This window comes from Mesorhizobium sp. PL10 (genome assembly GCF_053714315.1).
In genome coordinates this window covers 25673-38069 of sequence record NZ_JBSKBR010000024.1, presented here as the reverse complement: position 1 = coordinate 38069, position 12397 = coordinate 25673, and the positions used below count along the sequence as shown (strand labels likewise).

Genomic DNA, 12397 nt, shown 5'->3' with positions numbered 1-12397 from the left:
CAGAATCAATTCACGCGGAGCGCAAGGGTTCCATGTCGCCGCCCGGACTGCGTTTGCTGGCGCCCTCAGCACCCAGTTGGTTCTATCCGTTCGGAAAGTCGAACACCGGCTCCCGGCACCAATAGACGCGGCATTGCCCATCACGTGTTGGAACGGAGGCGGCGACTGGCACCTCCGGCCAGTCGCAGTCGTTGCCGAATTGGCGGACGTAGCGATCGTAAGTGTTTCGGCCTGTCGTCAGCACCGCCGAGCGATGGCTCTGGATCAGGCGCTGCGTCTCATCGCAAGTCATCGTGCGCGTGTCCGGTCGCGCGTATGCCGTGGTTGTTGCGGCAACCAACGCTGTTGCGACGATCCATGCGAGCCTTTGGAATGTCATAGCGGTCCTATACTAGAACACCGCCAGATATTTCAGCAACGAAATGATGCCGATGATGATGACAACGATCTGCGCGATCTGTCTCGTGCGGCCATCGAGAGGCAAGCGCTGGACGAGATAGAGCACCAGGATGATCACCAGAAAGGTGATCAGGATGCCGATAAGTACCGATGAAGCCATGTCCCTCACTCCATTTGGCTATATCTGAAAAAAGTACGCAGCCGCAAACGCTTGGACTGTCGATTGGTTCCTGTCAGCGCGAAGGGGATGGTTCGAAAGCACGGCCGCAACATTGCTCCGGCGGCCACAATTGCCGCCGCCGAGACCAGAGTTGGTGTCGGGCTGGAACCGAAACCTCTCGCGCGCATTCAGTGGTCGATGTAGGCCGTTGAAAATCGAACAGACAGGGGATTACGTGGCAGGGGAACATGCGGACTCCATCCAACAAATGGAGGCAGGAATTGCGGGATTTCCCTCCGCCGATCTGATGCGGGCGCTCCCGGTCGCTGTCTACACCATCGACAGACAGGGCCGTATCACATTCTTCAACGATGCCGCGGCCGATCTGTGGGGACATAAGCCGGTTATTGGCACAGACCTGTGGTGCGGCTCGTGGAAGCTCCGTCATTTCGACGGCCGGCCGATGGCGCATGGCGAGTGCCCAATGGCGGTTTCCATGCTGGAAGAACGCGATATTCCGTGGGGCCAGGCAATTGCGGAGCAGCCAGATGGCGAACTCATTCCGTTCAGGGCTTACCCCCGCCTGCTTCGCAACGAATCGGGTCAGGTTGTCGGCGCCATCAACACGCTGCTCGATCTGCGCATGCAGACGCAGGCCGACGAGGCGCGAATGCGACTGGCCGCGATTGTCGAATCGTCCATGGACGCGATCGTTTCGAAAGACATCAACGGCATCATCACCAGCTGGAACGATGCGGCGGAACATTTGTTCGGCTACACGCCCTCCGAGGCAATCGGCCGGCCGGTGACAATGCTCATTCCGCCTGACCGTCTCGGCGAGGAGACCTCGATCATCTCCCGCATACGTGCCGGAGAGCGCGTGCCGACATACGAGACCATTCGCTTGCGCAAGGGCGGCACCCCCATCCCGGTCTCGCTGACCATCTCGCCGATCCGCGATGGCATCGGGCGTATCATCGGCGCTTCCAAGATCGCCCGCGACATCAGCTCTCACAAGGAAAGCGAGCGGCGTATCCGCCTGCTTATGCGTGAAGTCAACCATCGCGTGAAGAACCAATATTCGGTCATCATTTCGATGATCCGCGAGACCAGCAAATCGGCTGGCACGCCGGCGATTTTTCTAGAGCAGGTGCGAGAGCGCATCTCGGCGCTTTCGCAATCCCATGATCTCCTGGTCGACGCTGAATGGCGCGGCGCCACCGTTGGCGACTTGATCAAAGCGCAACTCAACGCTTTTGCGGCGCAGGATCGCCTGTCGATGGCTGGACCAGCGATCACACTTCAGCCAAATGCCGTCCAGTATCTCGGCATCGCCTTCCACGAGCTGGCCACCAATTCGGCAAAGCACGGAGCACTTTCGCGCCACGGCGGACGAGTCGAAGTCGAATGGGACGTGATACGGGCAGCCAACGGCGCCGAAATCTTTCGTCTGATATGGTGTGAGCTGGACGGGCCGCGCCTGGGCGTAATTGCGCGCCGTGGTTTCGGCTCTGTTGTGCTTAAGCGGGTTGCGCCACTGGCTCTCAGCGGCACCGGACTGTTGGAGTTCAAAGAAGACGGTGTAGTCTGGACTCTCGAAGCGCCGTTGGCCTCCGTCCAAACCTCTTTCGCCGATATTGTAGCGGATTAAAGCGGCTCGCGCTCTCCGCGCACGCGCTTATCCTTCCATATGGTAGGTGGCGCAGCCTGGCCACTGACGGAGTCGCACCTGTCGATGCCATGCAGTTCGCGCGGATCGTCCGCATGCGGGGTGAATCTCCCCGCCTCGACGGCAGTCAGGCCGTCGAGTTCCATCGCCGCGCCATAGAGTTGGGCCACTTGCATCACGAGCCGCTCGACGTCCTCAAGAGCGACGTTCTCGTCCAAATTATGCGTTCGCACGTCCTCTGCCACACTAGCGATGTTGACCATTCCGCGGGATCGTAGGGCCGCCAGGACCCGTGAATTGAGATCCTCCCGCAGCTGAGCTGAATATCCGTATCGCATGGAACCCCTCCCTTTCAGGAGCCGTTTGTCCTTCTTGATCAACATGCGCCCACCAATATCGGATGGCAAGCAAAATCGTAAATATACACAAATAAATCAATTAGTTAGTAGATGATGAGGGTTGTGCAATCGACGCTTCGTTCGCATCGTTGGTCTTGAATGTCGGTTGCCAATCAGCCGCTCTTGACGCGCTATGCGGACAGTACTAATTATACTGTTCCTGAGGCACATACTAACTCGTCTTATTTTGGTCCCGGCGGTTGGAGCGCAAAATGGCCGATCTGGAACGACCGGAGCGATTGCAGATCATGCTGACAGCCGAGGAATTGGCTGCCTTGGAAAACTGGCGCTTCGAAAAGCGCATGCCAAGCCGGTCCGCGGCAGTGCGGGAATTGCTGCGGCGCGGCCTGGATGCGGATGGATTCCTGACTGCTGGACAAGGAACAAAGTCGCAGGACTTTGGAATTCTGAGCAGCAGCGCCAATGGCGACGCACAGTCGGGCGAGTAATCCGGCGGCGACCAACCATCGATCGCCTCGTCTGGAAGTGCCGTCATCAGTTATATGCGGCCGTGTAGCGGAAAACGCTCGCGGCCTGCTCGCGCCGGGACACTTAGCGCTATGGCTGTAAGCCCGCTCCGGTTCGCCGGGGCCGGCTTTTTTCGTTTCCGCGAGATTTGCGCACCGGCACGCCGAAACGGAACATGCTGGACGTCTCACGCCAACCTTGTCGGGATCGTTTTCAAATCAGCTCACGAGTCCCGTCCGCCGCACTCCAGGCACGCGACACTGTGACCTGGGCAGCTGAGCCGGTGTGTTCCTCCGGGGCAGCAATGGCCATTCGAACTCATCCACCGGGCGCAGACAAAGACCTTGCGGGCTCCTTGGCAACGCGAACATTCCATCGGGCGCGTAAGTAAGGTGTCGTTCTCCGAAACGCGGCATTCCCTCTCAAGGACCATCTGAAAACCCCAAGGCCGAAATACGGCTAAGCTATCCATACCCGAAAAGGATAAATTAGAATTTAATTATATAATCCATGACCTTGGCAACAGCGAAGCTTCGCGAATGGAAATGTCGGGCCGCGGCAGGCCACAGCGCTTGTCTCATTCGCAATCTCGGCCGTTGTCAGGACAATGTTCCGGCCGCTCCCGGCGTCGATCGGCCCGTGATTTTGCCCACCGATTTTCACATCCGGATGATCATAGGCGCTTTCGCTTTGCTGGAGCGGCGTTAAAGCTGCGCGGCCAATGCCTGAGCGGGAACAATCCATTCCGGCGTCGGTTCGTTTGAACAGGAATGGTCTGCCATGACATCGATGGGCGCCGCGGCATTGCTGATCCTCATCCTGACCTATGCCGGCGTTGCCATCGGCCGCATCCCGGGCCTGCGTCTCGACCGGGCAGGGATCGCCTTGCTCGGCGGTGCGGCGATGATCGCCATCGGCGCGCTCAGTATGGAAGACGCCTATCGCGCCATCAATTTCGACACCATCACGCTGCTGCTCGGTATGATGATCGTCGTTGCACATTTGAAGGTCTCGGGTGCCTTCCGGGCCCTCGGCGCCTACGCTATCGAGCATGCGCACGCGCCGTTCATACTTCTGGTGATGGTGACGCTCCTCACCGGCGTCCTGTCGGCGTTTCTGGTCAACGACGCGATCTGCCTGGTCATGGCGCCAATTGTCGTCCACGTCACCCGTGTCATCAACCGCAATCCCATTCCCTATCTGATCGCTACCGCCACCGCGTCCAACTGCGGCAGCGTCGCTACCATCACCGGCAACCCGCAGAACATGGTCATCGGCGCGCTGTCGGGAATTTCCTATCCGGCCTTTTCGACCGCGCTTGCGCCGGTTGCCCTGTTCGGCCTCGTCGCCGTCATCGTCATCGTGCGCATCGTCTACCGCAGCGAATTCGCGCGCAGTGCCGAACTCAGCCCGGAAGTCTATCGCGGCCGCATGCTGCCCGGACAGGTGCTGAAGGCGGTCATTGTCTGCCTCGGCCTGGCGGTCGCGTTCTTCGCCGGCGTTGCGGTTGCCAAGGCAGCACTCATCGGCGGCGCCATCCTGCTGCTCACCCGCGCTATCAAGCCCGCACGAATCTACCGTGAGATAGACGGGCCGCTGCTGTTCATGTTCGCCGGCCTGTTCATTGTGGTCGCTGGCGCCGAGAAAACACTGCTCACGCCTGATATGATCGCTTCCGCCAGGAACCTTGGCCTGGACGACGTCTGGCGGCTGTCCGGCTTTACGGCTGTGCTTTCCAACATCATGAGCAATGTTCCGGCGGTACTGGCGCTGAGGCCGTTCATACCCGGCCTTGAAAACCCCGAGCGGGCCTGGCTGGTGGTTGCCATGAGTTCGACGCTGGCAGGCAACTTCACCTTGCTCGGCTCGGTCGCCAATTTGATCGTCGCCGAACAGGCGCGGGCCGCTGGCAAACAGCTGTCCTTCACAGCCTTCTTCAAGGTCGGCCTGCCGTTGACGCTGCTGACCCTTGCTGCCGGCACGGCCTGGCTGGCGGCTGGCTTTTAGGAGCCGGTGTTTCGTCCCGACCGTGCCCGAACCAGCGTTGCAGCGGCATGTCCCGCCGCCTCGACATAGTCGGGGTTGCGGTGGATCAGCATGATCGAGAAGGCGCCGTCCATCAAAAGCACGATTTCGCGCGCCAGGGTCTGCGGCTCTGCGACGCCGTGGCCGGAGAGCTCACCGGTCAGCCAGGTCTCGAAATTCTTCTTGTGCCGTGACCCGGCCTTGACGGCGGGATGTCCGGGCATTGAAGCGAGTTCGGCTGCCGTGCGCAGAAAGCCGCAGCCTTTCCATTTCGGATTCTTCGCCACCTGCGCCAGATTGGTGAAGATCGCTTCGACCTTGCGCTCGACATCACCGTCGGCTGCCTCGAACCAACCGGCCATCTGCCTGATGTTCGGCTGGTCGCGACCGTCGAGATAGGCGGCGATCAGATCGTCCTTGCTCTTGAAGTGATAGTAGAGCGTGCGCTTGGTGAGCCCAGCTTTTTCAGCCACGGCATCGACGCTGACACGGCCGATCCCTTCGGCATAGAACAGCTTCGTTGCGGCATCGACAATGCGTTTGCGGGTGGGGATCGGTGCTTCGCTCATCCATCAAGTATACCGACTAGTGAATATACATACAATCGAAAGCCTGATCCTTTCCGATGATAAATGCAGGGAAGGGAAGAGACATGACCGAGCTTGTGCTTGTCGAAGCCCGCAATGGGATCGCCATCCTCACACTCAATCGCCCCCAAAAACTCAACGCATTGAACTATGCGTTGATCGATCGTTTGCTTGCGCTCCTGGATGCGATGGAGATAGACGATGCCATCCGCGCCATCATCCTCACCGGAGCAGGAGAGCGCGCCTTCTCCGCCGGCGGCGACATCCATGAATTCTCGGGCAGTGTGGCCAATGGCGCTGATGTCGCCTTGCGCGATTTCGTCATGCGCGGACAGCGGCTGACGGCAAGGCTGGAAGCCTTCCGCAAGCCGGTCATCGCCGCAGTCAACGGCATCGCTTTTGGCGGCGGCTGCGAGATCACCGAAGCCGTGCCGCTCGCCATCGCCAGCGACCGCGCCTTGTTCGCCAAACCTGAGATCAACCTCGCAATGCTGCCTGCCTTCGGCGGCACGCAGCGGCTGCCGAGGCTGGCCGGACGCAAGCATGCGCTGGAGTTGCTGTTGACCGGCGATTGGTTTCCGCCGCCGCGCGCCCTCGAACTCGGCTTGGTCAACGAGGTGGTGCCGCATGAGCAGCTGATACCGGCCGCGCTCGATCTCGCTCGACGCATCGTCAGACACTCGCCGGCAGCAATTGCCTCGATTCTCACCGCAGTGGCGCGCGGCCTCAACCAAAGCATAGCGGAGGGTTTGCTGGTCGAGGCCGAGCAGTTTGCCCGCATGGCCTCGACAGCCGATCTGCGCGAAGGGCTGGATGCCTGGATCCAGCGCCGAGAGCCAGGCCATGACGGCTCGTGGACGCATATCACGCGGCCGGACGAGGCGAGGCGGGTCGCGCTGGAGCACGACCTGCCTGCAGGATCGCGTTAAGGCGACACTGTCAGATGCCCTTTCATATTGGGGTGAAAGCGGCAGAAATAGTCGACGGTGTCGGCTGCCGTCAGCGTGCGGCTGGCCGTCTTCTTGGGCAGGATCATCACCTCCCAACCGCCTTTGACCGTCGCCGTGTGGGTGAACGCGTCCTTGTTCACCCACTCAATCGTGTCGCCAACCTTAGCCTCGACATTCGTCGGCCAGAACGCCAGCTTGTCGATGGTGACCTGGATGGTTTCGGCTTGCACCGGGACGATACCGATGGTGAGCGCCACTGCAATCCACAGAAGTCGTTTCGACATGCTCCTGCTCTTACTTCAGCATGCCGGCGACATGTTCGGCATGCTGTTCGTGGCCCTGGAATATCTTCAGGCCGGTCTCCAGCAGGCTCTTCAACTCGGCATTCTGAGCCGACGGGATCAGCAGGGTTTCTAGCGCTCCATTGACCTGCTTGTGATAGGCAACCTCGTTCTCGACATAGGCCTTGTCGAATTCGGCGCCCTCAAGCTTGGCGAGCTTGGCCCGTTCGTCGGCGGCCGCCTTGGCCAGCGCCTGGCTGGTGGCATTGTCCTCAGGCGTGACATTCAGCTTTTTGACCAGGTCGAGCGCCTGAACGTTCACGGCTTCGTGGTCGCGCACCATGTCGTTGGCAAAATCGACAACCTCTTTGGTCTTCGACTTCTCGATTGCCAACTTGGCGGCTTCGATATCGATTATATCGGCGGTATAAGCGATATGGGCTATCTGCGGATCGGTCGGTTTGTCGGCCGCCTGCGCCAGTGGCGTGACGCCGATGAGGAGCAGGGTGGCGAGGGCAACAGTCTGTCGGGTAAACATGGCATCTCCTTGGCCCGGATCCGAATGGCAGCGGGCTTCATCTGGGTTGACGATGATTGGATGCCGCGGAGCGCGAAACGTTCCCAGAAAAGGGTGTCTGGCTCGGCCACCTCAGTCCTTGAAACCAAGCCTTTTCATGACCGTCTCGGTCAGCCGCTGGCAGCGCCTGCCGGCGAAGGGGAAGGCATCGAGCAGCACCGGGCCGATCTCGTCGTCCAGCGCCTTGCGCAAAAGCCCGCGGGCGCGGTGCAGCCTGGTCTTGACGGTCTCTGGCTTGACGCCGAGAAGATCAGCAGTCTCCTCAATGCTCAGCCCTTCGATGACACGCGCCACGAAGACGGTGCGGTAAACATCGGGAAGGCTGTCGGTCGCCCGTTCGACAAGCCCGAGAATCTGCCGCTGCGCCATTGTCCGCTCCGGATCGTCGCCTGAGTTCCAATCACTTGCGTTCAAAGGGAAGCGGATGATCTGCGCTTCCGGATTTTCTGGCATCGAAACCAGGCGTTTGGACTTGCGCAGCCGGCCCAGCGCCTCGTTAATAACGATGCGCGACAGCCAGGTCGACAGCAAGGCATCGCCGCGAAAGGCGCCTAGACTGGCGAAGGCCCTGACGTAGGCCTCCTGGACGATGTCCTCGGCCTCCGCGTCATTGCGCACCACGCCGCGGGCGATGCGGTAGAGACGCTGGTTGTGCGTCTTGACAATGGCGCGGAAGGCGCCGGCCTCGCGCGCCATCGCCCGGCGCACCAGCGCCATGTCGCCTGACACAGTGTCGGATGCCGCGGCTTGTATTGCAAACTTGTTCATCGTGACCGGACCTCCAGACAGATGCTTGGCCTGGACATTGGACTCGCAGGCCAGGGAAAGGTTCCCGGCTTGTTTCTGCCAGTCTGCCTAAAGCCGCCTATACTAGGCCGCTGCCAGTCCTTTGTCTGCCGCCTGCACCCGTGCCGCTGCGGCCAGGAGATCGGTCTGCGTGATCAGGCCGAGGATGCGCCGCTCGCTGTCGATGATGACCACGGCATGGCTGCGTCCGTCGGTGAGCACGGGAAGCAGGCTCATCGCCGGTGTGTCGGGCGAGGCGGTTCCGGCATTCGACATGACCCCCTTCACCGTGTCGGTGGCCTTCGTCAACTCGCGCAGGCCAACGGTGCCAACCAGCTTCGCCTCTGCGTCGATCACCGGCAAGGTACGGATATTGTGATCGAGGAGTTGCTGCCGGGCTTCGTCGACCGAGGCCTGTTCAGGCACCGACACCACATCGCGGGACATGATGTCGGCGCAAAGCAACGTCCGGTGCGAGCGTACCATCGCCTGCAGTTCGACCTGGCGCAGCAGCCGTTCGAGATCGCCACGGTCGATGTCGAAGGTCTCGTCCAATGTGCTGAGTGCGGCATCGACGTCCTCGGGCCGGAAGCCCACGCGCTGCACGGCCGGCGGGTCTGCCGTTCCGTGGCTGTTGGCGGCAGGCGTGGGCCTGTGCGGGTAGCTGCGTCGCGACAGCCTGTGGAACCCGTAGCCGAGCGCCACCAGCACCATCGAGTTCAGCGCCACCGGCACGAAGGGAAACAGGAAGCCGGCGCTGGTCACGGCCGGTCCGCCGAACACCGCCGTCAGCGCCGCTGCCCCGCCCGGCGGATGCAGGCAGCGCGCGAACGACATGGTGGCGATCGCCAACGCCACGGCGATGCCGGCGGCCAGGACAGGCTCGTGCACGAAATGCGCGACGATCACGCCGACCAGCGCGGATAGAGTATTGCCGCCGATGATCGACCACGGCTGCGCCAGCGGGCTCGCCGGCACCGCGAAAAGCAACACCGCCGACGCGCCCATCGGGGCCACCAGCAGCGGCACATGCGGGCCGCTGCCCAACACTAGCCCGCCAATCGCGCCGGTCAGCGCGATCCCGATCATCGCGCCGATACAAGCGATGATGCGCTCGCGCAGCGTCGCGCCTGCGAGAATGGGAACAAAGAGACGAAAGGCCATGGCAAGCTCGGGAATAGCGGAAAGTTCGGCTCGAAGCGCTCTGAAATGACGCTCGACTGTCGACTTTGAAAGTCAATCCAATCCGAAAAAGCGCGTATTGGGGAAATAACATTGCGCGCGATGAGGCAATGAGCGGCTTTGCGACATCGAGCGTCTCATAAGCCTCGTGGCCAGTCTTTTCAGTCCCTTGCCGGTTTGCGGATTCGGCGCGGCAGGCTGCCGCTCAGGCAGCTGCGGCAGCGGTCAGTCCCCGCAGGATATCGGCCTTGAGGTCCTCGACATCCTCGAGCCCGATCTGCAGGCGGATGAGCGGGCCGTCATAGGGGCCTTTGGCGACGATGCGGTCGCCGAGGAAGACCGGCACGGCAAGGCTCTCATAGCCGCCCCAGGAATAGCCGAGGCCGAAGATCTTCAGTGCATCGAGGAAGGCGTGCTGCTGCTTCTGGCCGCCGCCCTTGAGAACGATGGAAAAGATGCCACTCGAGCCGGAAAAGTCGCGCTTCCACACGGCATGGTCGGGATGGCTGGGGATCGCGGGGTGCAGCACGCGCGCTACGCCGGGCTGGCCTTCCAGCCAGGCGGCGATGGCAAGCGCGCTCTTCTGGTGGTGATCGAGCCGCACACCCATCGTGCGCAGGCCGCGCAGCACCTGGTAGACGTCGTCTGGGCCGGCGCAGCAGCCCATCGTGTAGAACGTCTCGCAAAGCTGCTTCCAGCAGTCGGCATTGGCCGACACCGTGCCCAGCAGCACGTCGGAATGGCCGGCCGGGTACTTTGTCGCCGCATGGATCGAGATATCGACGCCATGGTCGAGCGGGCGGAAATAGAGCGGCGTCGCCCAGGTGTTGTCCATCATGACGATGGCGCCGGCCGCGTGCGCTGCCTTGGCGATGGCCGGCACATCCTGCACCTCGAAGGTGTTTGAGGCCGGCGATTCCGTGAGCACGACCTTGGTGTTGGGCTTGATCAGCTTGGCGATGCCGGCGCCGGCATGCGGGTCGTAATACTCGACCTCGACGCCCAGCCGCTTCAGCATCGTATCGGCGAAATTGCGCGTCGGGTGATAGACCGAATCGACGATCAGGACGTGATCGCCCGCCGACAGGAAAGCCAGCAATGGGATCGTCACCGCCGCCAGGCCCGACGGCACGATTATGGTGCCGGCCGAGCCTTCCAGCGCGTCGATCGCATGCGCCAGTGCGTCGGTGGTCGGCGTACCGCGCGTGCCGTAGGTGTATTTCTGGCTGCGCGCCGCCATCGTCGTCGCGTTGGGGTAAAGCACGGTCGAGGCATGCACGACCGGCGGATTGACGAAGCCGAAATAGTCGTGCGGATTGTTGCCGGAATGGGCAAGCCGCGTGTTTATGCCCAGTTCGCTGCCGTCTGTCGTCATGGTTTGCCGCCTGTCAAAGGATGTCAGGAGATCAGCCATAAGGCGGCGGCAAAGCCTGCGCAACAGCCGTGGGTCCGCCAAGCGGTGGGGTTTACATGGGCCAATCCATGGGTTCGCGCCTCCAACAAAGCATAGCTAAGTGACGGCGAAATCTGCCTGAAGCCATGAACTTGTGCGGCTGCTTTTTTGACTGACTTGTTTGCACGGGTTGCCGATTTCCTGGTGCTCTTGTGTGCATTTCAGGCATTCGCGGCAATTGCTTTTCAAAGCTGTCGTGAATCGGTCATTTCCCTTGACCTCACAGGAATAATCGCCTTCGATGCAGTTCGTGAATGGGAGGGGCCGGGCGTCGGTTACGACGCGGGGTTCCGGAATGCACCGGATGGGAGCCGGGTTCACACGGGAAAAAGATCAGGATTTGCCTGAGGATCAGGGTTTACCTGAAAACAGAAAAGGGTCTGTGGGTTATGAGACACATTGCAATTGGCATCCTTGGAGCCGCCGCTCTCGGATTTATGGCTTCGGCCGCGTCGGCGAGCACGCTCGACGACGTCAAGGCGAAAGGCTTCATCCAGTGCGGCACCAACACCGGTCTTGCCGGCTTCGCCGCGCCTGACGACAAGGGTGAATGGAAGGGCATCGATGTGGATTTCTGCCGCGCCGTCGCGGCCGCCGTCTTCGGTGACGGCACCAAGGTCAAGTTCACCCCGCTCAGCGCCAAGGAGCGCTTCACCGCGCTGCAGTCGGGCGAAGTCGACATCCTGTCGCGCAACACCACCTGGACCATCAACCGCGATACCGCGCTTGGCCTGAACTTCGTCGGCGTCACCTATTATGACGGCCAGGGCTTCATGATCAACGCCAAGAAACTGCCGGGCGTCAATTCGGCGCTGCAGCTTTCGGGCGCGGCGGTCTGCGTGCAGAGCGGCACCACCACCGAGCTCAACCTCGCCGACTACTTCAAGGCGAACAAGATGGAATACAATCCGGTCGTCTTCGAAAAGCTGGACGAGGTCAACGCCGCCTATGACGCCGGCCGCTGCGACGTCTACACCACCGACCAGTCGGGCCTCTACGGTATCCGCCTGACGCTCAGCGCGCCGGCTGATCATGTCGTGCTGCCCGAGATCATTTCCAAGGAGCCGCTCGGCCCGGCCGTGCGCCAGGGTGACGACCAGTGGTACCACATCGTCAAGTGGACCTACTTCGCGCTGTTGCAGGCCGAGGAACTGGGCATCACCCAGGCCAATGTCGAAGAGATGAAGAACTCGGACAATCCCGAGATCAAGCGCGTGCTCGGTCAGGAAGCCGAAACCAAGATCGGCACCGATCTCGGCGTGAGCAATGACTGGGTCGTCAACATCGTCAAGGCCGTCGGCAATTACGGTGAGATGTTCGAGCGCAATGTCGGCACCGGCAGCCCGCTGAAGATCGCGCGCGGCATCAATGCGCTGTGGACCAAGGGCGGCCTGCAATACGCTCCGCCGATCCGCTGATCGAAATGTGATCCGGAAGGCAGATCGTCTGCCTTCCGGTTTCT

At 61.3% G+C, this 12397-nt stretch carries 13 protein-coding genes; 5 read left to right on the top strand and 8 right to left on the bottom strand.

Annotation, left to right across the window (positions count from 1 at the left end):
• Window positions 1-391: 391 nt before the first annotated feature.
• The gene (locus ACWGTO_RS27385; RefSeq protein WP_023694668.1) at window positions 392-559 is read right to left on the bottom strand and encodes a Thivi_2564 family membrane protein; all 168 of its coding nucleotides are present in this window, start codon (window positions 557-559) and stop codon (window positions 392-394) included.
• A 154-nt stretch (window positions 560-713) separates the two neighbouring features.
• Here ACWGTO_RS27385 and ACWGTO_RS27380 point away from each other — a divergent pair, with 154 nt between their 5' ends.
• A complete protein-coding gene (locus ACWGTO_RS27380; protein ID WP_454577953.1) occupies window positions 714-2210 on the top strand; it encodes a PAS domain S-box protein in 1497 nt (498 codons plus the stop codon).
• Here ACWGTO_RS27380 and ACWGTO_RS27375 read toward each other — a convergent pair.
• On the bottom strand, window positions 2207-2611 hold the full coding sequence (locus tag ACWGTO_RS27375) for a hypothetical protein (RefSeq protein WP_454577918.1): 405 nt from the start codon (window positions 2609-2611) through the stop codon (window positions 2207-2209). The two genes, ACWGTO_RS27380 and ACWGTO_RS27375, sit on opposite strands and share 4 nt — an antisense overlap.
• 227 nt (window positions 2612-2838) lie before the next feature.
• On the opposite strand from ACWGTO_RS27375, the gene ACWGTO_RS27370 reads away from it, so the two are divergent.
• Together ACWGTO_RS27370 and ACWGTO_RS27365 are read left to right on the top strand one after the other, a co-directional pair.
• On the top strand, window positions 2839-3075 hold the full coding sequence (locus tag ACWGTO_RS27370) for a hypothetical protein (protein ID WP_454577917.1): 237 nt from the start codon (window positions 2839-2841) through the stop codon (window positions 3073-3075).
• A 799-nt stretch (window positions 3076-3874) separates the two neighbouring features.
• On the top strand, window positions 3875-5101 hold the full coding sequence (locus ACWGTO_RS27365; protein ID WP_454577916.1) for an anion transporter: 1227 nt from the start codon (window positions 3875-3877) through the stop codon (window positions 5099-5101).
• Here the strand turns inward: ACWGTO_RS27365 and ACWGTO_RS27360 are convergent.
• Entirely contained in the window at window positions 5098-5688 is a 591-nt protein-coding gene (locus ACWGTO_RS27360) for a TetR/AcrR family transcriptional regulator (protein ID WP_454577915.1), read from the bottom strand. The two genes, ACWGTO_RS27365 and ACWGTO_RS27360, sit on opposite strands and share 4 nt — an antisense overlap.
• A gap of 83 nt (window positions 5689-5771) precedes the next feature.
• On the opposite strand from ACWGTO_RS27360, the gene ACWGTO_RS27355 reads away from it, so the two are divergent.
• Window positions 5772-6635, top strand: coding sequence for a crotonase/enoyl-CoA hydratase family protein (locus ACWGTO_RS27355; RefSeq protein WP_454577914.1), 864 nt, complete (start codon window positions 5772-5774; stop codon window positions 6633-6635).
• Here ACWGTO_RS27355 and ACWGTO_RS27350 read toward each other — a convergent pair.
• From ACWGTO_RS27350 to ACWGTO_RS27330, 5 genes are all read right to left on the bottom strand, one after another.
• The gene (locus ACWGTO_RS27350) at window positions 6632-6940 is read right to left on the bottom strand and encodes a cupredoxin domain-containing protein (RefSeq protein ID WP_454577913.1); all 309 of its coding nucleotides are present in this window, start codon (window positions 6938-6940) and stop codon (window positions 6632-6634) included. The two genes, ACWGTO_RS27355 and ACWGTO_RS27350, sit on opposite strands and share 4 nt — an antisense overlap.
• 10 nt (window positions 6941-6950) lie before the next feature.
• On the bottom strand, window positions 6951-7475 hold the full coding sequence (locus ACWGTO_RS27345) for a DUF4142 domain-containing protein (protein ID WP_454577912.1): 525 nt from the start codon (window positions 7473-7475) through the stop codon (window positions 6951-6953).
• A 111-nt stretch (window positions 7476-7586) separates the two neighbouring features.
• Entirely contained in the window at window positions 7587-8282 is a 696-nt protein-coding gene (locus ACWGTO_RS27340; RefSeq protein ID WP_454577911.1) for an RNA polymerase sigma factor, read from the bottom strand.
• Between the two features lie 102 nt (window positions 8283-8384).
• Window positions 8385-9464: an HPP family protein gene (locus ACWGTO_RS27335; protein ID WP_454577910.1), complete on the bottom strand. Its 1080-nt coding sequence runs from the start codon at window positions 9462-9464 to the stop codon at window positions 8385-8387.
• Between the two features lie 223 nt (window positions 9465-9687).
• Window positions 9688-10857, bottom strand: a complete 1170-nt coding sequence (locus tag ACWGTO_RS27330; RefSeq protein WP_454577909.1) for a cystathionine beta-lyase — start codon at window positions 10855-10857, stop codon at window positions 9688-9690.
• Window positions 10858-11324: 467 nt separating this feature from the next.
• Here ACWGTO_RS27330 and ACWGTO_RS27325 point away from each other — a divergent pair, with 467 nt between their 5' ends.
• Window positions 11325-12353, top strand: coding sequence for an amino acid ABC transporter substrate-binding protein (locus ACWGTO_RS27325; protein WP_454577908.1), 1029 nt, complete (start codon window positions 11325-11327; stop codon window positions 12351-12353).
• Window positions 12354-12397 lie beyond the last annotated feature (44 nt).